15 protein-coding genes and 2 pseudogenes are annotated in these 24631 nt (G+C 71.3%); 5 read left to right on the top strand and 12 right to left on the bottom strand.

From position 1 onward, the window contains the following. The first annotated feature begins 174 nt into the window (after nucleotides 1–174). Nucleotides 175–1518 (top strand): annotated as a pseudogene (locus ACZ4WV_RS34510) (tetratricopeptide repeat protein). A 460-nt stretch (nucleotides 1519–1978) separates the two neighbouring features. Further along, complete coding sequence (locus ACZ4WV_RS34505) at nucleotides 1979–2935, top strand: hypothetical protein (RefSeq protein ID WP_465752909.1); 957 nt, start codon at nucleotides 1979–1981, stop codon at nucleotides 2933–2935. Between the two features lie 389 nt (nucleotides 2936–3324). On the opposite strand, the gene ACZ4WV_RS34500 is transcribed toward ACZ4WV_RS34505, so the two are convergent. From ACZ4WV_RS34500 to ACZ4WV_RS34460, 9 genes are all read right to left on the bottom strand, one after another. Beyond that, nucleotides 3325–4458 carry a C40 family peptidase gene (locus ACZ4WV_RS34500; protein WP_465752913.1) on the bottom strand — a complete coding sequence of 378 codons (1134 nt, stop codon included), beginning with the start codon at nucleotides 4456–4458 and terminating at the stop codon, nucleotides 3325–3327. A 38-nt stretch (nucleotides 4459–4496) separates the two neighbouring features. Then, nucleotides 4497–6674 carry a hypothetical protein gene (locus ACZ4WV_RS34495; RefSeq protein WP_465752907.1) on the bottom strand — a complete coding sequence of 726 codons (2178 nt, stop codon included), beginning with the start codon at nucleotides 6672–6674 and terminating at the stop codon, nucleotides 4497–4499. Next, entirely contained in the window at nucleotides 6674–9223 is a 2550-nt protein-coding gene (locus ACZ4WV_RS34490) for an ATP-binding protein (RefSeq protein ID WP_465752905.1), read from the bottom strand. The genes ACZ4WV_RS34495 and ACZ4WV_RS34490 overlap by 1 nt, the downstream gene beginning before the upstream one ends. Before the next feature lie 3 nt (nucleotides 9224–9226). Further along, nucleotides 9227–9808 (bottom strand): hypothetical protein, encoded by a 582-nt coding sequence (locus ACZ4WV_RS34485; protein WP_465752903.1) that lies wholly within the window; start codon nucleotides 9806–9808, stop codon nucleotides 9227–9229. Next, nucleotides 9805–10086 carry a hypothetical protein gene (locus tag ACZ4WV_RS34480; protein ID WP_465752901.1) on the bottom strand — a complete coding sequence of 94 codons (282 nt, stop codon included), beginning with the start codon at nucleotides 10084–10086 and terminating at the stop codon, nucleotides 9805–9807. Before ACZ4WV_RS34480 ends, ACZ4WV_RS34485 begins: the two co-directional genes overlap by 4 nt. Nucleotides 10087–10190: 104 nt before the next feature. Continuing rightward, complete coding sequence (locus tag ACZ4WV_RS34475) at nucleotides 10191–11276, bottom strand: conjugal transfer protein (protein WP_465752899.1); 1086 nt, start codon at nucleotides 11274–11276, stop codon at nucleotides 10191–10193. Further along, a complete protein-coding gene (locus ACZ4WV_RS34470) occupies nucleotides 11273–11548 on the bottom strand; it encodes a hypothetical protein (RefSeq protein WP_465752897.1) in 276 nt (91 codons plus the stop codon). The genes ACZ4WV_RS34475 and ACZ4WV_RS34470 overlap by 4 nt, the downstream gene beginning before the upstream one ends. 13 nt (nucleotides 11549–11561) lie before the next feature. Next, on the bottom strand, nucleotides 11562–12152 hold the full coding sequence (locus ACZ4WV_RS34465) for a hypothetical protein (protein WP_465752896.1): 591 nt from the start codon (nucleotides 12150–12152) through the stop codon (nucleotides 11562–11564). Nucleotides 12153–12199: 47 nt separating this feature from the next. Further along, nucleotides 12200–12940, bottom strand: a complete 741-nt coding sequence (locus tag ACZ4WV_RS34460) for a hypothetical protein (RefSeq protein ID WP_465752894.1) — start codon at nucleotides 12938–12940, stop codon at nucleotides 12200–12202. A gap of 785 nt (nucleotides 12941–13725) precedes the next feature. Here ACZ4WV_RS34460 and ACZ4WV_RS34455 point away from each other — a divergent pair. After that, on the top strand, nucleotides 13726–14664 hold the full coding sequence (locus tag ACZ4WV_RS34455) for a hypothetical protein (protein ID WP_465752892.1): 939 nt from the start codon (nucleotides 13726–13728) through the stop codon (nucleotides 14662–14664). 556 nt (nucleotides 14665–15220) lie between these two features. On the opposite strand, the gene ACZ4WV_RS34450 is transcribed toward ACZ4WV_RS34455, so the two are convergent. From ACZ4WV_RS34450 to ACZ4WV_RS34440, 3 genes and pseudogenes are all read right to left on the bottom strand, one after another. After that, nucleotides 15221–15637: a hypothetical protein gene (locus ACZ4WV_RS34450; protein WP_465752915.1), complete on the bottom strand. Its 417-nt coding sequence runs from the start codon at nucleotides 15635–15637 to the stop codon at nucleotides 15221–15223. 227 nt (nucleotides 15638–15864) lie between these two features. Then, nucleotides 15865–16188 (bottom strand): annotated as a pseudogene (locus ACZ4WV_RS34445) (IS110 family transposase); the annotation flags it as partial. 382 nt (nucleotides 16189–16570) lie between these two features. Next, nucleotides 16571–17668 (bottom strand): IS4 family transposase, encoded by a 1098-nt coding sequence (locus ACZ4WV_RS34440; protein ID WP_465752890.1) that lies wholly within the window; start codon nucleotides 17666–17668, stop codon nucleotides 16571–16573. Between the two features lie 681 nt (nucleotides 17669–18349). Here ACZ4WV_RS34440 and ACZ4WV_RS34435 point away from each other — a divergent pair. Both ACZ4WV_RS34435 and ACZ4WV_RS34430 read left to right on the top strand, forming a co-directional pair. Next, complete coding sequence (locus ACZ4WV_RS34435) at nucleotides 18350–22021, top strand: DNRLRE domain-containing protein (protein ID WP_465752888.1); 3672 nt, start codon at nucleotides 18350–18352, stop codon at nucleotides 22019–22021. Nucleotides 22022–22127: 106 nt separating this feature from the next. Next, nucleotides 22128–24611 carry an RHS repeat-associated core domain-containing protein gene (locus tag ACZ4WV_RS34430; RefSeq protein WP_465752911.1) on the top strand — a complete coding sequence of 828 codons (2484 nt, stop codon included), beginning with the start codon at nucleotides 22128–22130 and terminating at the stop codon, nucleotides 24609–24611. Nucleotides 24612–24631: the final 20 nt, after the last annotated feature.

The following is a 24631-nucleotide window of genomic DNA, read 5'->3' as shown; positions in this document are numbered from 1 at the left end:
AACTGGAACAGCTCCCACAACTCGTCCGGCACCAGCCGCTCCACGATCATCACCCGCGAAGCCTACCCAGCGATCCAAATGAGATGTCTTCTAAGTCAACAGGTCTGCGCCGTGCGTGAACACGGTAGAGAGACCCCGGACGCTTGAACCCTTGAAACCTGCCCGGGGGCGGCGATGGCAGCACGCGAACGGACACCTAACGGCAAGCTCGCGGCTCTGGTCGCCGAGTGCCGGTGGGCGAGCAACGGCGAGTTCGCCCGCGCGGTCAACCGGGCCGGCACCGAGGCCGGGTACAAGCTGAAGTATGACGAGTCCGCCGTCTCGCACTGGCTCTCGGGAACCCGCCCCATGGCGAAATACCGGAAGGTGGTGCTGGAGGCCCTGACGCGCCGGCTGGGGCGGCCGGTCACCGCTTTCGAGGCGGGCTTCGCCGACGAGCCTGACGTTCAGCCCCAGTCCGCGGATACGGTGGCGGGACTGATCGACTTGGGGGTTATGGACATGGACCCATCGCGCAGGGGCGTTCTCGGGGCGGCCCTGTACTCGGTCGCCCTCACCATCCCCGGCTGGCCGACCACATCGGACGGTTCGAACGGCTGAAGACCGACCCGCACGCCCGGATCGGCATGGCCGAGGTTCAGTCAGTGATCGCCATGACCGAGAAGATCAGCGAACTGGACGACCAGTTCGGCGGCCGGACCGCCCGCCCGATGGCCGCCGCGTTCATGGTCAACAACATCGCCCCGTACCTCAAGGCCACCGCCTCCGAGGACGTGCGCAAGGCGATGCTCTCCGCCGCCGCGGACCACCTCTACCTAACCGGCTACATGGCAGTCGACGAACGCCTGGACCTGCTCGGCCAGAGCTACTACACCAAGGCCCTGGAGCTGGCTCTCGCCGCCGGTGACCACCTCACCTACTGCACCACCCTGCGCGGCATGAGCGTCCAGGCCGTCGAACTCGGCCACGGTGCACCCGCATTGCGGTACGCGAACGCCGCCGCTACCGCCTCACCCGAGGCCGGGCCGCGGATGCGTGCCTTCCTCGCCGGCCAGCAAGCCCACGCGCTCGTCCCAGACCCGCGACCGCGCCGGCGCCCTGGCCATGCTCCGCGAGGCCGAAGTCGCCATGGAACAGGCCGAGTCCAAGGCCAAGGCCCATGGCTCCTACGACCCGTCCTCGCTCTCGTACCACGTCGCCCAAGTCAACTACGAACTCGGCGACCGTGAAGGCGCGATCCGCGCACTCCAGCACTCCGAGAAGGTCCGGCCAGCGGTGTACCGGCGTGCCCGCGTCCGCCACTGCGCGATGCTCGCCGAATGGCAGCTCGAAGCCGGCCGACTGGAGGAAGCCGTGCAGAGCTGGAACCTCGCTCTGGACGACTTCCCCCACGTCCAGTCCGGCCGGGCCGACGACCGCTTCCGAACGATGCTCTCGGCGACCCGCCCGCACCGGCGCAACCCCCACGTCCGCGAACTCCTCGAGCGTGCCCGGCCGATCGCTCCCCGTCCGGCCTGAGCCGCCCCAACGTCGGCCAGCTCGGCGAGGACCGCCAGGTTCCGGCGGGCAGCGACGCGTCCATGATCCGCTTCAGCGCGAACGAACCCTCGGCCGTCTCCGCTGCCAGTTCCCGTTCACCGAGCCGTACACAGGAAACGACACTCCCGAACCTCATCCAGCCCGAAAGCTCGGCCGAGACCCGCCATATCTCAGCGATCTCGCTGTGTACCAGGGCCACTTGGGCTGTCGAAAGTCGCTTCCGTCACCCCACCGCAGGTAGTGAAGCAGAAGCACGAATGTGGCCGGGTCAAGCAGCGCCGAACCTCGTCACCGGCCCACGCGGAACGGGCCAAGGCCGCTGCGGCAAAAGGCCCTTGTCCTCACCAGTGTCGTGATACGTTCCTGGTCCAAACAAAAATAGGCGACCCCGGCAGCGCGCCAACGCTCCGGGGTCCGGCACCAGGAGCAGTAACTCCCGATGCGCGTCCATCGTAGCGCCCACGTGCGCAACTTCACCGTGCTACCCAACGCCGTCCTCCAGTACCGACGGCTGAGCTACACCGCCCGCGGCCTGCTCGCGGATCTGCTCTCCCGACCTGACGGCTGGCGCGAGGACGGCCGGCACATGGCCGACACCAGCCCCCAGGGACGCGGCGCGATCCGCAAGGCCCTGAAGGAGCTGACCGACGCGGGCTTCTACCGGGTCGAGAAGACCCGGATGCCCGACGGCACCATCCGTACCGAGACACACGTCTACGACACCCCGCAGCTTGCGCCGCTACCGGGTATCACCCGTCCGGTCTCCGGTGAAGCGGCCACCGGCGGTGCTGACGCCCTTCCAAAGGACCGGTACCAAGAACCCGCCCTCCCCACCGACCCGGCAGGCGTCCGCCCGGCCGCCGACGAGACGAGCGACGACCCGGGAGGGCGGGAGGAAGACCGCCAGGAGACCAAGGACGCTCCAACGGTTCCGGACGAGCAGCTCCGCGAGGCGGTCGCCACACTGTTCCGGGTGATCCGGGCTGAGCCGCGTCTGCGCCTCGGTGAGACCGAAGCGCGGACGCTCGCGCCTCTGGTGTCCCAGTGGCTGGAGCGCGGCGCGACCCTCGCCGACCTCGCGTACGCCCTGCTGCCCGGCCTGCCCACCCCGCTGCACTCGCCAGTGGCGGTGCTCCGTAACCGTCTGGAGCGCAAGATGCCGCCCGTCAAGGCCGCTGTGCCGCCTGCGGCGGCCCGGTACTCGGAGTGCGCCAAGTGCCACGACCCGGTGCCCCAGCCCGGCATCTGCCGCCCCTGTGCGGGCCTCGGCACCCGCGCGCTCACCGTCGCGGGAGGCGAAGCGGCAGCCCGCGCCGGTGCCGCACGAGTCCGGGAGGCGATGCGTGCCGCGAAGGCCGCGCTGCACCTCAGCCCGGACGCGATGGTTGCCAGATGAAGGCCCACCGACCGCCGTCCCGCGAATCCAGGGCATGCTCACCGGAGCATGCTGGTCCGAACCTGTCGCCCATCGGGCAGGCGGAGCTGGGTGCTGTCAGGGGCTGTCGGCCACGGTCAGCGTCAACGTCATCGGGATCCTCTGCTCCGGAAACGACGGCCTCGCTCGACTCAGCTCATCCACCGCTCGGGAGGTCTTCTTCTCGCGCCCGGCATGCATCCGCCTTGTCCGGCATGGCTCGCCTGCGAGTGCTTGGCACGGAGAGGACAGGGCACCGACAGTTGAACCTCCTCCCGGCGACCGCTGCGTCGATGTCGCGGCCCTGGTCCTGCGCGAGGTGCGGACGGTCGCTCGAGCGCTGTGCGGACCGGCGCCTCGCTGCATGAGTTCTAGCTGGTCACGATGCGCCGGGCCGAGAGGACTGTCCCCTGCTGTGCCAGCTGCGAGACCTTCACCACGTCGCCGGTGCGTGGCGCCTGCACGATGAGACCGGGGCCGATCACCATGGCCACGTGCTCGGGGCGCTCCGCGGTACCGCGGGTGAACACCAGGTCGCCGGCCCTCAGCGAGGCGGGATCGGTGGCTACCGCCGTTCCCTCCGTGACCTGGGTGTAGGTGGTGCGGGTGAGCTGGATGCCGGCGACGCCGTAGGCACGCTGGATGAGTGAGGAGCAGTCGCAGTGCCCGGAGGGGTCGGGGCCGTGGGCGTTGGTGCAGGCTCCGCCCCACTGGTACGGGGTGCCGAGTTGTTGCAGGGCCCAGGCGATCGCGGTGCGCACTGCGGGGGGTGCGTCGGCGGGGATCTGGTAGCCGGCCGGGAGTTGCCCGGGAGGGATGCCGGCGGAGTCGGATGCCGGGACGGCGGCCGGGCACGGGGCGTCGGGCTGCAGGGGAAAGGCGGCGGTGGGGGTGTCCAGGGTGGGGGCGATGGCCTGCTGGAGGGCGGTGGCGAGGGGTTCGTGTCGGGCGTAGGCGTCGGGGTACGCGGACTGCTGGACGCGTTGCGCGGCGACGGTGAGCGGCAACTGCTGCCAGCCGTCGATCTGCTGGAGGGCGGTGTAGAAGCGAGTGCTGGCGTAGACGGGGTCGAGGATCTGCTCCCGGCTGCCCCAGCCCTGGGAGGGCCGCTGCTGGAAGAGCCCGGCCGAGTCGCGGTCGCCGCTGGCCAGGTTGTGAAGTCCTGATTCCTGGAGGGCGGTGGCCAGGGCGATGACCTGGCCACGGGCCGGGACGGACATGCGGGCGCCGGTGGCGACGATCGTCTTGGCGAGGGGGATCTGCTCGGCGGGGTGGGGCAGGCCGGCGGGTGTGTCAGCGCCGGGGCTCCCGGCCAGGATGGCCTTCACCTGATCAGTGAGGCGGGTGGTGTCCGCGGCCTGCCCTGGTGGGCCGGGGCATTCGGCGGCGTTCTTGCGGGCGGTGGCCTTGGTGGTCTTCTGGTGGGCGAAGGCGCCGACGGCGTGCGATGCGGCGGCCGCCACCAGCAGTAGGCCCAGCACCAGCAGGATGCCGATGGTCAGCAGGGCCGTCCTGGCGGGGCTCCTCCGTGCGGTTGCGGGTTTCACGGGCGCCGCCGCGGCGGGGTCGGCCGGGTGGCCCGGTTGAGGCGCTGGCGCAGCCGTTGCTGGTGCGCGGACGCGGCAGGCGCGAGGGTGGGCGGTGCGCCGCGCCGGGTGGCTGCGGGTGCCGTGGCCGGGCGGGGCGGGGCGGTGTTCCTGACGGGGGCGGGCCGAGGCCCTCGCGCGGCCGCCGGCCGGGATGGCGTCGTGGCGGTGGGCGCGCCGACGCCCGAAGGTGCGGGCGTGCTGCCGCCGGCAGCGGAGCGGGACGGCCTGCGGGACGGCTGGCGGGCGGCGGGCCCGTGTGCTGGGGGGCGTCCGGCCGGGCGGGCGGCGGCTTTGGGGCGTCGGCGGCTGGTGGCGAGGCGGGCCATCAGGGCGGTGGCGCCGATGGACTGCGGCATCACGTAGCCGATGGCGGCCAGCGGGTTGCCCTGGGCGAGGGCGGTGCCGACCAGGGCGGTGCGCACCACGGTGCGGCCGGTGGCGCGGGCGACCTGGCGGGCTGTCACGGCGCGGGCGCCGGTCGGTCCGGAGGCGCCGATGCCGGCCGAGGACATCCTTTGGCGCCAGGCGGTGGCGAACTGCTGGGAGCGGGCGGCGATCTCGCGGCGCTTGCAGACTGCGGCCAGGCACACGACGTCGACGGCCAGGAACCTGAGGGTCAGTTCGTTGCCCCAGTCGCTCTGGGCTGGGTCGAGGACGGCCTGGAGGACGACGATGAACACGGCCAGGGCGATGACGCTGGCGATCATCTGCGCGAGCGAGCGCAGTACCGAGGCGCACCAGTCCCACAGGAAGCCGCGTCCTGGGCCGGGGATGGTGCCGATGACCAGGGCGGGTTCGCCGCGTACCGCGTCCCAGGCGATCCGGCACTGCGCGACGAGGAAGCTGCCGGCGAGCGCGCAGATGAGGACGGTGACGATGGCGGCGGCGACCATCAGAAGCAGGGCGCCGCCGACCTTGTCGAGGCTGGCCTGCTTGGCGGCGGTCGCGTCGCCGGGCACGCATTTCTTCTCGAACTTCTCCATCGGCGGGGAGCCGTAGTGGTTGGAAGCCCACTGCATGGCGAAGTCGATGGACTGGTCGGTGAACACGGACAGGGCGTTGGCGGTGGGTGCCATGAGGCTGCCGCCGGGCACGGAGGTGAGGGCGGGAACGACGCTTTTTTTGATCTTCGAGCTGTACTGGGCGACCGCTCGGTCGAAGGTGAGCTGCTCGATCCTGGCGTGCGTGTACTCTCCGGCGCACGTGCCGTCGAAAGTGCGCCCGTACTGCAGCAGCATCGCCGGTTTGACGATGAAGGCGTCGGTGAGGGCGTCGGTGAGCGGCCGGGAAAGCGTGAAGCGGGTGGCGTCCCCGTCCGGGCGCGGAGCGTTGGGATCGGCCTGGAGGATGATGCCGGCGATTTCCAGGGACATGCCGCGGGCGGCGGCGATGGCTCCGTGGTCCTCGCCCAGCAGGGTCTGCGGGGGCGAGGCGAGCAGGGTGGTGGTCAGCGCGGCCAGCAGGATGGACACGGCCGCGTCGCCCCAGCCCCGGGCCCGGTTGCCGAAGAAGATCCGCGCGGCGCAGATCAGCGCGCACACCGCGAGGAACAGCGAGGGCAGGCCCATCTCGACGATGACCCGCGCGTGCAGGGAGCCGGCGACCGACAGGGCCGGTTTCAGCAGCAGCTTCGCCAGGCCGAAGGACAGTGCCCAGGCGATCAGCCAGCAGCAGAACGCGATCATCCACTTGGTGAGCGTGAAGAAGAACTCGGTCAGCAGGTTCTCGATGCCCAGGTCCCAGTCGAGCAGGCCGCCGGTGTCGCCGCGGACGGTGTAGGCGGAGATCGGCAGGCCGACGCGGTCGGTGACGTTGAACGCCGCCAGCAGGCCGCCCTCGTCGGGCAGCAGCTTGCGCAGCTCCTCCGTCTCCTTCGCCAGGCGGGCCTCCTGCTCGGCCGGGGAGACCTTCTCGCTCTGCTCGCGCAGGACGTCCTGGAGCCACTGCATCGAATCCGGCAGGGGCACCTGGTCGGCGGCGGGCGGCGACGGAGCCGGCGTGGGGGAGGGATCGGCCCAGGCGGGAAGGGAGGTGAACAGCGTGAGGGCGGTGGCCGCGAGCGCGGCCACCACCAGAGCCGTACGCATCCGGGCCGTGCCCAGCAGCCGCAGGCGGCGAAGCCACGCGCGCATCAGGCGGCCCTCCCGAACACGGCGTCCCGGCCCGGAGTGGTGTGGATCGCCTGCGCGACGTCGGCGTCGAACGGGATCAGCACCTTCATCCGGCCCACCCGTCCGGCCAGATCCCGGTACAGGCACTCGCCGGCGCGGGCCGTCTTCTCTTCCTCGGGCAGGTCGATCGGTGACAGGTCGCCGGTGACCAGGTCCAGCAGCACCGGGTCGGCACTCTCCAGGCCCAGGAAGGCCAGGCCGCGCGCGGCTAGGTGCCGGGAGGTCTGGCGGAACAGCAGCCGGTGCGGGATCAGGCCGCGCACGACGGTGCCCTTCTCGTTGTCGGCGGGGCCGATGTCGTCGGCGTCATGGCTGCCGAGGAATGCGGCCGCGTTGCGTTTGCGGCCGTCGCGCAGCATCTCCAGCAGCAGCTCCAGTCCTTCGTCGCTGCTGGTCAGCCACCAGCATTCGTCGAAGACCACGACGCCGAACTCGTCCCTGCTCTCCAGCACGGTCCCGCGAGCCACCGCGGCGATCAGGTACATCACCGCCCGGCCGAGGACCTTCTCGAACTCCAGGCGCTCGATGCGGTGGTCGCTGGCCAGCTCCGCCTTCTTCGGCAGCTGCAGGGCGTTGACCGCGAAGACGACGCTGTCGGCGCCCCGGGTGTCGACCACCGGCAGGTGCTCGTCGAAGACCACGGCGGCGAGGTCCTTGCGGGCGACCGCGGCCAGCTTGCGGGCCAGGGCACGCGCCGCCTCGTCACCGGCCCCGCGGGATGCGAGCTCGTCGGCCAGCTTGCGCATCGACGGATCCGGACGCTCCAAGACGGCCTGCACCGCCTCCGACAGCGCCACGCCCTCCAAGTCCATCGGCCGCACCCCCAGCAGCAGAGTCAGGAAGGACTCGCAGAACCGGGCAGCGGTCCTCGGACTCTCCCCGGCGAACAACCGCAGCGGATCCAGGCTCACCTCCGCGCCCTGGTCGATGCGGATGACCTGGGTCGTGCCCGGGCACGCGCGGGCGAAGCGCACCCACTCCTCGTCCCGCGTTCGGTCCACGATCACCGCGCGGCCGCGCGAGCCGGGCCGCCCGGTCAGGCGCCCGCGCGCGAGGACGTTGAAGGTGGCGGCCTTCATGGCCACGCTCTTTCCGGCGCCGAGTTCACCGAGGAACGCCATCGACGCGGAGGCGTTCTCGCGCGGCCCCCGCGCGGAGTCCAGCAGCACCGGCCGGGCCCCGCCCGCGGCGATCTGAACCCCGAACAGGCCGCCGCGCTCGTCACCGAGACGGGACCCGCACCAGGGCATCGCCATCGCGAAGTCCCGCGCCAGCAGGATCTGCGCGTAGCCGGCCATCACCCGTGGCGTGCGGCAGCCCGGCAGCATCGAGCGCCACAGATCGAGCTGCCCGCCCACCGGCCGGGCGAAGGTGTACTCGTCGCCGCCGAAATCGCTCGCCAGGGCGGCCGCGCGCTCCTGCGCCTCCTGGGCGCTGGCCCCCCACACCGCCAGCGTGACCATCGCCCGGATCTCCACCTCCTGCGGGGAGGAGGTCAGCCGCTCGTGGTACTCGTCGTTGTCCGCGGAGTTGCGCTCCACCAGCGGAGGCGGCCCGGCAGGATCGCCCGCGTACTCGGCGGCCTGGGCCCGAAGGTGGCGGGCACGCTTGCGGACTCGTGCCTCCGCCTTGCGGCCGGGCACCACGACCAGGCGCGCCGCCCAGTCCACCGGGAAGCCGACGCCGTCGTCCAACTGCTGCAGGTAGGCCGACCCCGGCAGCGTGAACGCCTCCGGCATCTGAGCCAGGGCCAGCAGCGCCTGGTAGGAGTCCCCCCATTCGCTGGACGCCCGCAGGAAGCGGCGCGCGAACGGGTTCGCCGCCACCGTGCCGTCGGCGGCGCTGCCCTCGGCCAGCACCACGTCCTCCAGCGCGGCGATCCCGCGCCCGCGCCCACGCAACCGCGGCTCGCTGCCGTCCGGCAGCAACGGCTCCACCAGGCCGCGCCGGATGCTGTGCCCGTAGATCCACAGGATCTCCGCCTCACTGGCGGCCCGCATCGCCACCCCGGCCGGCCACTGGGCCTGCATCCGCCGGGCCTGGGCCAGGCGCCGCTCGCTCTCCCGCGCGGTCACGGCCGCGGGCACCAGTCCGAGCTGGAGCGCGAACTCCGCCCGCGCCGCCGAGAACACCGATCCCGCGGCGTCCGCGGGCGAGGACGCGGGCAGCGGGACGGCGAGCCAGTCGGTGCGGCCCGTCAGCTCCATCTGCCCGAGCTGGTCCAGCACCGCATGGCCCAACTGCTCGAAGCGCGGGCTCGCGTCCAGGTCGACGTCCTCCACCATCGCGCGCACCACCGCGACGGGATCCACCTGCGGGCACAGGCTCAACAGCATCGGCTCGCCCACCAGGCCCTTGAGCAGCGCCTCGATCGCCGCCAGGCGCGCCCGCTTCGCCGAGGCCGGGGCGTACGTGTAGTTCGTGGCCTCCACCCGCCACACCGCCCAGCACGCGCCGTGCGTCGTCCACACCACGTTCCCGGCGATGTGACGGATCGGCAGTCGGTCCACGGTTCAGTCCCCCAACGATGCGCGACGGGCAAGGACGGCCTGCACCCCGGAGACGACAGGCGCCTCGACCGGAGCGACAGGTCCAGAAGGCACAGCGCGACCGGCCTCGGCGGGGCCGACCGCAGGCACGTCCCCGAGCGACGCGGTGCCGGGCGAGAGCGGCCCGGGACCCGTGCCCAAGGTGACCGAGGCACCGGTGACCGAGGCCCGGGCCGGCCGCAGCGGGCGACCTCGCAGCCGCCCGGCCCGGGGAGCGGCGAGCAGCATCACGACACTGGCCGCAGCCGCGGCCGGGTTCCGGCCGTCGACGTGCAGATGCCGCAGCCCGAACGCCACACCGAACGGCACACCAGCCAGCACCACCAGGTCCACCAGGCCGTGCCCGCCCCACACCGGCCGCGCCAGCACCAGCACCACGACGCAGACGACCATCGCCCCCAGCTGCGTGACCGTGTACGGCCCGCCCACCAGCCGCAGGCTGCGCCCCCCGCCGCCAGGCACCACCCCCACGAGGACGGGGGAGCGCCGCGCCCGGGTGTAACAGCGCCCGACCAGGACGTCCTCGTCCTGCGGCCCGGCGCTCACCGGTCGCTCTTCTGGACCGTCGAGGTGCTGTCGTAGTGGGTGATGTCGTCGGTCGCCTTGTCCTTGAGGACGTCCATGTTGGCCGACAGCCCCCACACGATCGCCGCCATGATGACGGCCATGATCGTCGGCCCGGGCGCCTTCGTCTTCCAGCCGACGACCAGGACGAACAGGCCGCACAGCACCGGAATGCCCACGCCGAAGATCAAGCCCTTGATGTCGTTGCCGATGCCGGTACCGGTGGAGATCCACCCGCCGGCGAGAACAACCTCGTGCATGACGAACTCCTGGAAGAAGAGGAGGGGAGGTGAGAGAGGAAAGGGGAGGGGAGGTGAGAGAGGAAAGGGGAGGGGAGGTGAGAGAGGAAAGGGGAGGGAGAGGGTCAGGGCGAGGCGGGAGCGGAGGACCCGGCATCCGGCCCGGATTGCGCCTCGGTGGGGGCACCGTCCAGCGAGGCGATCTCCCACCGCCCCGCCCGGGAACTGACCGTCAGCGCGTACGTCAGCGGGATCCGCACCCCGTCGTGCCCGGCCGCCCGCACCACGGCCAGCAGCCGCACCCGCGCACCGTCGGCCGGCACCGAAGAGGGCGCCTCGCCGCCGCGCTCGCCCTCCACCGCCAGCTGGTCGACCGCGACCGAGACGTACGGCGCCGGACTGACCGCCGCCAACCGCACCCCCGGTGCCAGATACCGGTCCAGCTCTCCCGAACCGGTCAGATACGACGCCAAGAACGCCGCCACCGCCTGCGTGAGCGCATCCCCCGGCAGCGCGGGCCGCGCCGGCCCGTACACCGTCGACGGCACCTGCGCCCGCGGCGGCGCCGACACCTCCGCCGGCATCGCCAACGCCACGTACCCCATCGCCCCGCCACCCGCGGACGCCGTCGCCACCGGCACCTGGAAGTAGTGCACCGCCCCGGCCGAAGCCGCGGCCGCTTCCCCCTGCGGGTCCCGCCGCCCGTCGCCAGCAGGTGGCGACGGCGGCGGCGCCGCACCTGCGGGAGCGGAGATGCGGGCGGCCACCGTCACCGCCCACACATCCCGATCCGTCTGCCGCAACCGCACCACCGCCAGCTGCTCACCGCGGCGCCGCCCGGGCGCCCCTTCGAGCCGCAGTCCCGTGGCGCCTGGGTAGTAGGCGGCGAGCTTGGCCTGGTCGCCGTCGCCCGCCGAAATGAACGCGGCGACGAACAGCTGGGCGAACCCGGCAGCCCCCTGGGAGCCCGCGGCGGGCTGGCCGGCAGCGGCCTGCGGGCGCAGTGCCGAGGCCGGTCCGGGCATCTTGTACCAGGCCGCGGCGCCGAGCACCGGGCCCAGGAGCAGCAGAGCCCAGGCGGCCCACCGGATGAGGGCCGCCGTGTTCGCCTGCGCCGCGACCGACCAGCCGCCGGCCTCCGCGCCCTGGTCCTCGGGCGCCTCTGCCGTCCCGCCGGGGCGGGCGGGGCCGGGCTTCGTCAGGAACCTCACGACCGGCCTCCTGCGAGGCGGATGTGGTCGCCGCACAGCTCGGCGACCCGCCGCCGCAATTCGGCCTCAGGACGCTGGCGCAGCAGACGCAGCGAGGCCAGGACCGCGGCGGCGTCGTCGGCGAGGAAGCTGCGCAGACGGTCGTGGACATCGGTGTCGAAGGGGCGGTGGACCAGAGCGGCGCCGAGCCCGATCAGCAGCCGCTGGGCGCGGACGACACGCTCCTCGTCGGTGTCGAGGCCGACCGGTCCGGCGCCGTGGGATGTGGTCATCGTCGTCTCCGAGTCAGCAGGCCACCGGGACGGCCGACTGCCGTCCGGGGGCGGGAAGAAAGGGGTGGTAGACGCTGTCGCAGCGACGGCCGGCGTCGGCGGCCACGTGGGCGAGCAGCTCCCAGGCCTCGAGCGTCCAGGTGTGGTGGCCGCCGAGCAGGAGCACGCAGTCGGTGACCAGGTTCGTCGCCTCCTGCACAGCGGCGACCGGCCCCTGCCGCGTGAGAGTGCCGCGCACCGTCTCATACCGCTGGCGGTACCAGTACGGCGGCGCCGGCCAAGGCAGCGGGGGAGCGGCGGCCAGCGGCCGATCAGGCGGGGACGGGCGACGCCGCCAGGTGGTCATCACGGCCACCCCGTCGGCCGGGCGGTGCAGCGCGCGCACCGTGCGCGCCACGAGAGGAGCCGGCCACAGTGCCACCACCACGCCCCAGACCAGGGCGGCGGCCACGGCGGCGCCGGGGCCGGTGCCGATCTCGCGCCGGCGGATACCGCCGCTGATCCCGGTGAGCGCAAGGTAGACCGCGCCGATCGCGAGGTAGCAGGCAGTGCCGAGCAGGAGCAGACGAGTGGAGTCATCGAGCCCGACGGCGACAGCGGGCATCGGAAATAGGGACATGGGTGACCTCCAGGAGGCGGGATGAGCCGGAGTCAGGCGACGGGGTGCAGAGAGGCCCGCAGGGCGTGCACCGCGCGCGAGCGGCGGCGCTGCCACGCCCCGGGGGTGGTGCCGACGAGGGCGGCGGCCCGGGCGTCCGGAACAGGAGCGGCGGTGTAGTGCCAGGCGATGGCGCGCCCGTCGGCCGGGGACAGCACGCCGGAGTCGATGGCGTCGACGAGGAGCTCCAGCAGTTCCAGACGGCCCCGGTCCACCTCCTCCTCGGTGACGAGACCCGCGGCCGCGGCGGCCGAGGTCACGATCGACGCGCATGCGTGGTCGAACGGGCTGCAGCCGGCATCGTCCCGGGCCTCGACCGCGGCCTCGCCGGCGCCGAGCGACTCGCGGTCGGAACCGACCTCGCGGCACGCGAGTCGCAGCGTGTCGAGCATGAGGTTCGCCGCGGGCCGGCCAGGACGGGTATGGACGCGGCCCGCGACCACGGTCTCGTACAGCGCGGCGACGACCACCTGGGCGACGTCCTCGAAGGAACGGCCACCGAAGGGGCGCACCTGGCTTCGAGTCAGGCGTACCGCGGCCGGCACCATCGCCTGCAGCACGATCCGCGCGGCGAGCGCGGCCGAGGCGTCAGCGCCGCACGCACGCCGCAGCAGAGCGCGCAGCATCATGTCGGACAGGTCGTCACCGAGCCCGTGCTCCCCTGCCGGGCGGAGAGCGGCGAGAACCTGGCCGGGGCCCAGGTCCGCCTCCCACGCTCCGGCGGCCGCGGCCACGACAGGAGCGAGTCGGTCAGCCTCCAGCCAGCTCCTCACCGCGGCGCGGACAGAACCGTCCGCGCACACAAGCGCCCAGTCGGCGTCAAGGCGGGCAAAGATCCCGGGGACAGAAGACGTTGCGGTCATGGCACCTCTCCGTTCGGACTGATGCCATGAACCATCCTCAGAACGGCCTGCCCGAAGGCTTGCCCAGCGCTCGAAAGCGCAGATCGAAGGCTTGCCCTCGCGATTGGGCAAGCCTGGGCAAGCCGCAGCGCGGAGCGGGCAAGCCCCGGCTTGCCCCGGGCTCACCAGGCCCGCGCGCCCCGCTCAATCGCACGGGCGGTCAGCTCCGGCACCCCGCCGCCACCTCGACCGGCCGCCGGTCAGCCGGCCTCTCCGTCCGGGGCGTCGAGCGCGAGAGGTCGGTTGCGCCGACCGGTCACGGGTGGAGTGCGGCGCTGCTGCGAGTGTGACTGCGACCGGGACCTTGCGAGCCGCAGACCTGAAGCCAGGTCGCGGATCTTCTGCGAGTTGTAGCCTGCGAGCCTCTGCGATCGGTAGCGTGCGAGTCTCAGACGCCGAAGCTCCTCGCCGTCGATGAACCAGCAAGGTCAGGGCGGGCAACCCCAGCGGCTCGCAAGATGCGGCTCGGACTCGCAAAGTAGCTGTCGCTGTCGCACGAGGTCCCCGCGCCGCTGGCCGTGGAGCCGCGTTTTACCCCCGGGGCGAAAGGCTGTGTGGCGCTCGACTAGCATCCCGATCATGACTTTCTCCCGGGGGTAAAGGCGGCGGCTGAGCCGATGCTGTTCGGCGCGCCGACCTGCACGGTGTGCGGCAAGGAGATGGAGCCCAGCGCCACGGGCCGCCCGCGGAAGTACTGCTCGAAGGCGTGCTCGTCCAAGGCGGACCGCGCCCGAGAGAAGGAGAAGCGGGAACAGGCACTCGGCGCGGCCGCCGAAAACCCCCGGGGTGAAACTCCACTGCCCGACGATCTACTCAGCCCCGAGGCGGACGAGCTCATGGGGTTCGGCGACAAGCTGCGCCGCCAGGACAAGGTGTTCCTGTTCCAACTCGACCGCGCCGCCCGTCACGGCGACCCCGGCCTCGCCCGCCAGGCCCTGACCGACCTCCTCCACGCCACCTACGCCCTGACCCTGCGCCACCGCGAGCTCGCGGAGCAGATGCTCAACGCCCACCCCACCCAGCCCGCAGCCTCGAAAGGCACCGCCGCCCCGGAGCCCTCCGTTTCCCCCCGGGGTGAAACGGAGGCCCTGTCGGGCGACGCTCCCGCCGCCGGTGGGCCCGTGCAGGCGGCCGCACCCGTCCGGGATCCAGCCGCTCTCGAGGACCGGCCGGCATCGGCTGCTCCGCGGGGTGAAACTCCTCCCCGGCTGGCGGAGACCGGCCAGAACCCGCCGAAGCCCCCGCCGAACCCTGTTTCCCCCCGCGGCGAAACGGCGCCCTCCACGCGACCCGCCGCCACGGCGCCCGTTGTTCCCCGGGGGGAAACCCCGCCCGGCGGCGAGCGGCTGCGCGATCTCGTTGACCAGCACCTCGCCCACCAGCAGACAGCGCCCCGGCGCGCACCGCAGCGACCGCCCGTCGAGGTTCCTGTCCCGGCCGACCCGATGCACCGCCGACTGCCGCCGAGCGACGTGCGCATCGCCCTCGATGCAGAGCGGTTCGGTGACTGGTGGGCCCTGGTCGGGCGGACGGTCAACCCCGACGTCTACCTCTGACGGGCGAGAGGCATCAGGTCGGCTGGGTCGAGCGTGGCCTGCCCGGTCTCGACGACCGGTGGGTGGCGGTGTGTGAGAACTACTTCATCGGTGATCAGGCCACGCAAGAAGCGATGCTCCACGACACCCCCGAGCAGGCCGCCCTCACCGTCCGCACCGCTTACCTGCAGAACCTCTGACGGTCCGGCGCGGGGTTGCTTCGAAAGGGTGCTGGACCGTTGCGTGACCAGTGGGTCGGGAGGTTGCACCAAGCGTTGCACCGGACGTTGCAAGGGGTTTCTCTGGCGGGGTGCATCTATGCAGGTCAGCACCGGCGGGCAAGCGGTCGGCCCGACTGACGCCTCTTCCTCGCGATAGCCGAGGAAGAGGCCAGCGAGATTGCCGCGTCCGCTGGCTCTGCTCCCGCCTGGCCTTGGAACAGGTCGTGGCCAGGTCGAGGTCGAAGGCGTCCAGCAGGAAGGCGCTGCTCAGGACGTGGCGCTCGTCCGACGTCAGGTCGGACAGGGTGCGCGCGGCCGGTCGTCGCGGAGCCGCCTGATGTGGGCTGGCGAGATCGTCAGTCTTTCGAGGCGTCCTCGATGCCGCGCAGGACTGCTTCGGTGCGCTCGCTCTCGGTGTGCCGGCGGGCGGCCCAGTCCCGCATCCGCTGGACCGCGTCCTCGTCGGTGGCGGCTGCGGGGTCCATCGCGGTGGTGGAGCCGTTGTCGAGGTCGACGATGTGGTGATCCATTCTGCCGGTGGCGAGGATGGCCATGACGGCGATGAGCTCGTTCGTGACCCCGGGGTTGAGGTGCACCTGGTCGTCGTCGTCGATGTCGATACATCCCGCTCCGCCGGGCGACGCGAGCGTGTCGATCGCGCCGCGGATGAGCTGGCCGAGGATCCGGAACTGGTCGGGGTCCATGCGGCATCGCAGGGTTTCGAGATAGAGACGGACCTGGTCGGCCCGGTCGGGGGCGGTGTCGTCGTCCATCGGGTCATCCTGCCAGTCAAGATCGCAGATTCCCAGAGGCCGGACACAAGGCCTGGCGGGGCATGGCAGTGGTCTGGTCGTGTGCCGCGGCCCGGGTTAGCGGTCCTCAGCGACCGCCGTGGACCAGGTGCTCGGGGGAGAGGTCGCCGCGGTGTCCGGATGGCCGAACGGCGGAACATCGGCGGGCCGGGTGTCCGCGCGCCGCCGGTGCACTCGCAGCGGGTGGGGTCGCGGGCGTCGGTCTTGGCTTCGCCGGGGTAGAAGTCGGCGATGCGGCGCATGGCCAGGCCGGGCAGGTAGGCGACTTCGCAGCCGGTGTCGCGGGCCACGGCGAGCGGTAGGACGCCGATCGAGGCCGGCTGGTCGACGATGACCAGGACGCGGCCGAACTTGGTGGTGAGCTTGTCGAAGACGGCCCGAAGTTTCGGTTCGCTGTTGGGCAGTCGCTTGTCGAAGACGGTCTTCCCGGCGGCGGTGAGGCCGTGGCCGTGGTGGTCGCCCTTGCCGACGTCCAGGCCGAGGAAGACCGCGATGTCACTCGTGTCGAACACCGAACCCCCCAAGGGTCGTTCATCGTCCCGGCCTCGCCCGTCGGCACCGTTCGCGCGCATCCACGTTGCGCAGACCCGGCACCTGTCAGTGGCCGGGCGTTGCGCTCGGCCGGGTGCCGGTCAGGCCTCTCATCAGCGGTCACACGGTGCTCCGGGCCCGGTGACACCACCCCCCAGGTCATGCGATCCAATGCCGTTGCGTTAGTGGTCGTGCCATCGGTGGTTGAGTGTGACGACCACTGGTGAACGACGTTGGCTTGCGGGCTCGTTGGGGGCTTTGCTGCCGTACGGGGTGATGCATGACCGGATTCTCCGGGGGCAGTCGCGATGCCGGCGGCGGGGCAGCAGGGTGTTGCCGATCTCGGCGAGTCCGAGTCGCCGGTCACGCCGGCGGGCGGAGGGGGGAAAAGCCGCTCGGTGAGATCACCGTGCGGCGGACGACGTGCAGGGCCCGGGTGAATGAGGTCCGCTCGGCGGTGCTGTGGTGCAGCCCAGCGGCCTCGTGCAGAAGATCGCGGGTGGCGTGGTGCACGACCAGGTGCGCGTAGATCTCCTGCCTTACCCCATCCGGTGTCTGTGATCTCAGGACAGGTCGGCCGCGCTGATGGGTCTTGATCTCGTCGAAGACCAGCTCGATCTCCCAGCGCCGGGCATAGAGGGCGGCAAGCTCTGCGGCCGGGTACCTCTTGTGGTCGGTCAGGCTGGTGATCAGCCGGACGATGTCAGCCTGGCCGTCGATGCGGTACTCGATCACCCGGACCAGTGCAGGCGGGGCCTTGATGGTGCCGGCGGCCTTGCTGTGCTTGTTCGCCTCGATCCGGGCCAGGTAGCTGCCGTCGGGCAGGACGTCCTGGACCCGGCGGGCCTTGCGCCGCTCGATCCGCCACAGCAGGTGCGTGCCCCGCTCCCGCAGGCGGTGCCACCGGGCCAAGCCCCATAGGCCGCGATCGGCCAGCAGCAACGTGCCCTCCCCCAGATGGGCATCCACGGCGTCGGAGACGATGCGTTCGGATTCGTTGAACCCGCCGATGACCGCGTCGAGCACGGCGTGGGAGGAGCATTCCGCGACGGCGACCACCCTGGCCTGGGGATATCCCATAGGACTGCGCTGAGAGCCGGACTTCCCGAAGGCATCGTCGTTGGCCACCGAGTCGGGCACGGCCAGCAGGGTCCCGTCCAGGGCCAGCACACGCAGGCCGCGGAACAGCTCTGCGCTATCGCCCAGGGGCCGGGCCACTGCTCGGAACAGCTCCCGCATCACGGTCCATCCGAGCCGCTGCCGGGCCCGGGTCAGCGAGGACTTGTTGACCCCGGTCCACGATCGCAGCCCGCGGTCACCGGCCTTCACCAGGCGCAGGACCTCCAGGTAGTCGGCCTGTGGGAACAGGCACATCGCCAGGATGAAGTAGACCGTGAACCGGGCGGATAGCAGACGACGACGCTTCTCCGAGCAGCCGACGTCATCGATCACCCGGTCCACCAGCTCGGGCGGGCACGACCGGTTCAGGACACCCAGCCCTAGCCGCTCCAGACGGGATATCAGCACACCGGCTCAACCAGCTGGCAACCCCAAAAGCAACGGCATTGTCATGCGATCGACAGGGGGCAACAGTCATGCCGGGCCCGGAGGCCAGGAGCCCCGTTTCAGGGCCACGAAGAAGGTAACGGGGGCCGACTGCTCGGTGCTGCGCAGTGGGAGGTGCGCCGACGGGGGTGTGCTCCGACCAGGCCGTGACCTGGCGCAGTGCGGCTGGGGTCGAGGAGGCGGGTCAGGGGTCCGGACGGCCTGGTGGTCGTCGGTAGCGCGGGGAGGCAGGCGCGTTCGAGAAGGGTGCAGAAGCGACACCGCTGACACACCCAGGCATCCGCGGTTGGGCGATTGGCCGTCATGCCGGTTGCGCTGCGGGCATATCGATCTGATGACGTTCAAGTCACCATAAAGCAGCGACCGCATCCGGCAGATGAGGTGTGGTCACGCTGCGTGACTGTCAGCTCATTGCGGCGGCTAGATCGTTTGAGATCAGATCATTTTCTGATGCAGCGTCGGCGAATCGTCGCACGTCAGAGCAGGTTTCAAGGTGGTTCTCGCGCTGCGCCGAAGGATCTAGGTTCTTCCACCATCCCGGGTGATCATCCGGGATGCGAATCAAGGAGAACCTGCATGAAGCCAAGATCGGGCCGCTCGCCCGGCGGCTCTTCCGGCGGCGCCCCGCGGCGCCGGATCGCGAGGACGGCCGCTGTCGTGGCACTGGTCCTGGCCGCGGAGACGGCGGTGACGCTCGCCGTCACCGGCCAGGCCGTGGCCGTCGGTCCCAAGAGCGACAAGGGCGCGTCCAGCCAGAGCAAGCAGCCGGCGGGGCCGCTGACGGCACCCGACGTGCCGTCAGCGATCGCCACGGCCCGACTGCGTAAGGCCAAGGTCGAGGTGCTCGACCGGGGCACCGAGCAGACCAAGACGTGGGCGAACCCGGACGGGACGCTCACGACCGACTCGTACGCGCTGCCCTTCCGCTTCAAGCGCGACGGCCAGTGGGTCGACGTGGACACCTCGCTGCAGGAGGCACCGGACCACTCCGTGGCGCCGAAGGGGCAGGTGCGGGGCCTGAAGCTGGCCGGCGGCGGCCACAACGTCACCCTCGCCGCGCAGGGCGACGGTGACCGCCAGGTCTCCATCGGCTGGCTGGGCGATCTGCCCAAGCCGACCCTCAAGGGCGACACCGCGACCTACACCGACGTCACCCCGGGCACGGACGTGTCCGTGCAGGCCACCCGCAACGGCTTCGAGCAGAGCGTGCTCCTCAAGTCGCGCCCGGCCGCGGGCTACCGGGTGACGATCCCGGTGACGGCGAAGGGCCTGACGGCCAAGCAGGCCCCGGACGGCACGGTCGCCTTCACCGACGCCAACGGCAAGCCGGCGGGCAGTATCCCGGCGCCGTTCATGTGGGATGCCACGCTCGACGCCAAGTCGTTGGAGCACCCGCACAAGGCTCCGGTGGCGATGACGATGACGCAGTCCGGGGACACGGTGAACCTCACCCTGACCCCGGACGAGAAGTTCCTGGCAGACCCGGCGACCACGTACCCGGTCACCGTCGACCCGTCCGTCAGCCTGTCGACGGTGCTGGACACCTTCGCGCAGATCAGCTACACCACCCCGCAGTACACCTCCACCGACCTCAAGCTCGGCACCTACAACGCCGGCGGCGACGTCGCGCGGTCGTTCCTGCAGTTCCCGGTGCAGCAGCTGGCCAACACCAAGATCCTCTCCTCCTCGCTCAACCTGTACGAGTACTGGTCGGCCAACTGCGCCCAGAACTCGTGGGAGTTGTGGCAGACCAACGCGGCGGACACCTCCACGGTGTGGACCAACCAGCCGTCGTGGACGACGAAGTACGCCACCACCACGCAGACCAAGGGCTACCCGTCCAACTGTGGCGGCTCGATCGCGCCGGGCTGGGTGTCCATCGATCCCAGTTCGTTCCTGCAGTACGCCGGTGACCACGGCTACGACTACGCCAACATCGGCCTGCGGGCGAGCAACGAGACCGACTCCGACAGCTGGAAGCGGTTCTACTCGGCCAACAACGGCAGCAACGTGCCGTACCTGTCGGTGACGTACAACTCTTACCCGATGAGCTCCGCCCCGGCGGTCTCGCCGGGCGTCTCCTCGGTGTCGGGGTCGACCACCACGCTGTACACGAACACGGCGACGCCGCAGCTGCAGTCGACCGTCACGGACGCCGACGGCGGCAACGTGATGGCGCAGTGGAACGTTTACGACACCACGGGCGGCGGCAACACCCAGGTCATCTCCAACCTCAGTGGCTCCTGGACGGCGTCGGGCGGTGTCTCCAGTGCGACGGTGCCCGCCGGCAAGCTGGTCGACGGCCACCAGTACACCGCGTGGCCCTGGGGCTACGACGGATCGCTGTGGTCGCGCCAGACCGTGCCCAGCGGGCTGGTCTTCACGGTGAAGACCACCACGCCCGCCACCCCGACCGTCACCTCCACGGACTACCCGTCCGGCGGCTGGGCGCTCGGCGCCGGCCGCACCGGCACCGTCACCGTGACCCCGCCCGCCGGCGGCACGGACACGGCCGGCATCGTCTGGCAGCTGGACGCCGGCACCCAGACCACGGTGGCCACCACCGGCTCCGCGGTGTCCCTCGCGGTCACCCCGGCCACCGACGGCCCGCACACCCTCACCGTGTTCACCCGCAACCTCGCCGGCAGCCTCTCGGACCCGGTGACGTACTCCTTCAACGCCGGTGGCGGCGCGGTCACCTCGCCCGTCCTCGGTGAGAGGACCTCACGCCGCTTCACCCTGACCGCGGCCGGGCCGACGAGCTCGACCGCTGTCAAGTTCCAGTACCGTCGCGCCGATTCGGACGCCTGGGCCGACATCCCGCCGGGCGACGTCACCTCCGGTGGCAGCCCGCTGGCCGGCTGGCCGGTGACGATGGGCAACGGCAGCTCGCCCGCCCTCGTCTGGGACGCCGCCAACACACTGGGCGACGACGGCATGGTCCAGATCCGCGGCGAGTTCACCACCGCCACCACGCCGTACGACTCGTCGTCGGTCAGCGCGACCCTGGACCGCAAGTTCTCCGCCGCGGCCACAACCCCGGTCGGCCCCGGCACGCTCAACCTGTCCACCGGTGACCTGCAGCTGACGGCCACCGACAGCGCGGCCCTCGGCCTGGTGCTGACCCGCACGGCCTCCTCGCGGAACCCGAGCAGCGGCGCCGCCGCCGGTCAGGTCGCGCCGTTCGGCCCGCAGTGGGCCTTCGGGGGCATCTCCGGCCAGGCGTCGACCGCCTACACCGAGATCCGCCCGGTCACCTCCACGGCCGTCCAGCTCGTCCTGGCCAACGGCACCGAGGTCGCGTTCACCAAGAACGCCGACGGCAGCTGGAAGTCCGAGCCCGGAGCGGCGCAGTACACGCTCAGCTACAACGGCACGGCCAACCAGTACACGCTGACCGACACCATCGGCACGGTCACCGTGTTCGCGAGCTCCGGCACCACCGCCGGTGCCTGGACCGTCGCCTCGACCTCTCCGGCCGGTTCCGGCAACGCCACCCAGTACCGGTTCGACACGGTCACCAGCGGCGGCACCACCTCGGCGCGACTGGGCCGGATGGCGGCCCCGACCTCGGCCGTCGCCAACCTGGCCACCTCCTGCCTGACCCCGGCCACTCCGGTCGTGGGCTGCCGCGTGCTGGAGCTCGGCTACGCCAGCACCACCACCGCGAGCGGCAGCACCTTCGGCGACTACGCCGGCCAGGTCAACAAGGTGACGCTGTGGGCGACCGACCCGGCCACGGGCAACGAGAGCGCCACGGTGGTCATGCAGTACGGCTACGACAGCTCCGGACAGCTCCGCACCGTCTGGGACCCTCGGATCACCCCGAACCTGGTCACCTCGTACGGCTACGACGCGGCGGGCCGGGTCACCTCCCTCACCCCGCCCGGCCAGCTGGCGTGGAACTTCGCTTACGGCACCGCGGGTACCGGAGGGGACACCAACGCCGGACGACTGCTGAACGTGTCACGGGCCACCCTGACCCCGCACCGTGGTCTACGGCGTCCCGCTCACCACGGCAGCCGGCGGTCCATACGGCATGGGCACCCCGGACGTCGCCGGCTGGGCGCAGACCGACGTGCCGACCGACGCCACCGCCGTCTTCCCGGCCGACCAGGTGCCCTCGTCCAACACCGGCGCGGGCCACCTGACCTCGGGCTCGTACGGCCGCGCCACCGTCTACTACCTGGACGTGACCGGCCGACAGGTCAACACCGCCACCCCCGGCGGGCACATCGCCACCAGTGAGACCGACGCGTTCGGCAACACCGTCCGGCAGCTGAGTGCGGCCAACCGCGAACTGGCCCTGGCCGACAGCTCGAACAGCGAGCTGAACGCGCTCGGCATCGCCGCCATGTCGACCGCGCAGCGCGCCACGCTGCTGTCGACGCAGAACGTGTACGACGCCACCGGTCTGCTGCGGACCGACGCCTACAGCCCGCTGCACAAGACCACGCTCGAGCACGCGCTCGCGGCCTCCGGCACGTCCGCCGCGCTCAGCGCGGGCACGGTGGTCAACGCCCGTACCCACATACACACCACCTACGACGAGAACCGTCCGACCGACGGCTCGGCGAGGACCGCCGGCCTGCCCACCAGCGAGGTGACCGGCGCCGCCATCAGCGGCTACGCCACCGACGCCGACACCCGCACCACGCAGACGTCCTACGACTGGTCGCTCGGCAAGGCGGTCAGGACCGTGATCGACCCGGCGGGTCTGGCGCTCACCACCGTGACCGCCTACAACGCGGCAGGCCAGACCACCTCCAGCACGCAGCCGGCCTCCAACGGGTCGGACGCGGGTACCACCACGACCAGCTACTACACGGCCACCGGCTCGGCCCCCTGCGGCGGCCACCCGGAATGGGCGGACATGCCGTGCCAGACCACGCCGGCCGGGGCGATCACCGGCGGCGGCTCGAACACGAGCCAACTGCTCACCACCACGACCACGTACAACATGTACGGGATCCCGGCAACGGTGACGGAGACCGGCAACGGTTCCACTCGCACCACGTCCACCAGCTACGACGCGGCCGGCCGCAAGACCGTCGTGTCGCAGTCCGGCGGCCTCGGCCAGCCGATCCAGAACATCACCACCGGATATGACCCGGCCACCGGCCTGACCGCTTCGACCTCCACCCCGGACGGCAAGCAGCTCACCCAGGCCTATGACCAGCTCGGCCGTCAGATCGGCTACACCGACGCCGACGGCAACACCACCAACACCCAGTACAACGCGCTGAACCAGCCCACCCAGGTCACCGACTCGGCGCCGTCCACCACCACCTACACCTACGACACCACCAAGGACCCGCGCGGTCTGCTCACCTCGAAGACCGACTCCAACGCCGGCACCTTCAGCGTCGGTTACAACGGCGACGGTCTCCCGGTGAGCGAGACACTGCCCGGGTCGGTCACCCTGGCCGAAACGATCGACGAGGCGGGCCAGCACACCGCCCGCTCCTACACCGACTCGGCAGCCAACATCCTGGTCTCCGACCAGGGCGGCTACTCCGCCGCCGGACAGCGCGTCACCCGCGCCCTGTCCACCTCCGGCGGCCTCGGTCTGGACGACGCCTACGGCTACGATGCCAGGGGCCGGCTGACCGCCACGACCGAGACGGTCATCCAGGGGCAGGCCAAGTCCTGCACGGTGCGGTCCTACGGGTTCGACAAGGACACCAACCGCACCAGCCAGAACACCGCCACCGGCACGACCACCCTGGACGGTTCCACGCCGTCCTGCCCGACCAGCGGCGGAACCACCGGCAGCCACAGCTACGACAGTGCCGACCGCCTGATCGACACCGGCTACACGTACGACGCTTTCGGCCGCACCACGGCCGAGGCCAACGGCACCACCACCGCGTACTACACCAACGACCTCGCCTACCAGCAGGTCGCCGGCACCAACCGCACGACCTGGCAGCTCGACCCCACCGGGCGTGCCCGCGCATTCGTCACGGAGGTCAGCAACGCCGGGACCTGGTCGCAGACCGCGTCCAGGATCAACCACTACAGCGGTTCCGGCGACTCGCCGTCCTGGACCGTCGAGGACACCACCAGCGGGGCGTACACCCGTCAGGTCGGCGATGTCGCCGGTGACCTGGGTGCCACCTACTCCTCCGCCAACGGCGACGTCATCCTGCAGCTCACCAACCTGCACAACGACGTCACCATGGCTCTGCCGATCGGCAGCTCCACCACGCCCGTGCGGGTACTGGCCGCCGACGAGTACGGCAACGTGCTCTCCGGTACCAGTACGGCCCGGTACGGCTGGCTGGGCTCGAAGGAACGTTCCAGCGAGACGCCCTCCGGCGACATCCTGATGGGCGCCCGGCTCTACAACCCCGCGCTGGGGCGCTTCCTGTCCATCGACCCGGTCCCCGATGCCAACGCCAACTCCTACGACTACACGTACGGCGACCCGGTCAACCGTGTCGACCTGGATGGTCGGTCGAGCAAGCGCGGCTGTGGCTGGGTCTGCGGCTCGATGGTCTGGATGCTCGACCAGGGACTCAGTTCGGCGGCCGGGTGGGCCTGCGGCCCGGTGGGCTGGCTCTGCAGTGCCATCGTCTCCGGGCTGGTCTGGGTCGGGCAGTACGCCTACCAGTGCTGGGGGCGCTGCTGGAGCTACTACCAGGCGGCGACCATCTTCCTCCAGAACGCAGCGTGGGATCTGGGCGGATCGGGCGCACTCTGGTGGGTGAAGAGATACCGATTCGAGGTGCAGTACCTCTTCACCTACATGCGCCGACCAATTACGTGGGCACTCAACCGGAATGCCTACAATGCGGTCTACTCCGCGCTCGGCTGGGCGCTTGACATGATCTAGCTCCGCTGACTGATCCGGGT

It is taken from the genome of Kitasatospora sp. NPDC029312 (assembly GCF_055569215.1).
This window is presented reverse-complemented; position numbering and strand designations above follow the sequence as displayed.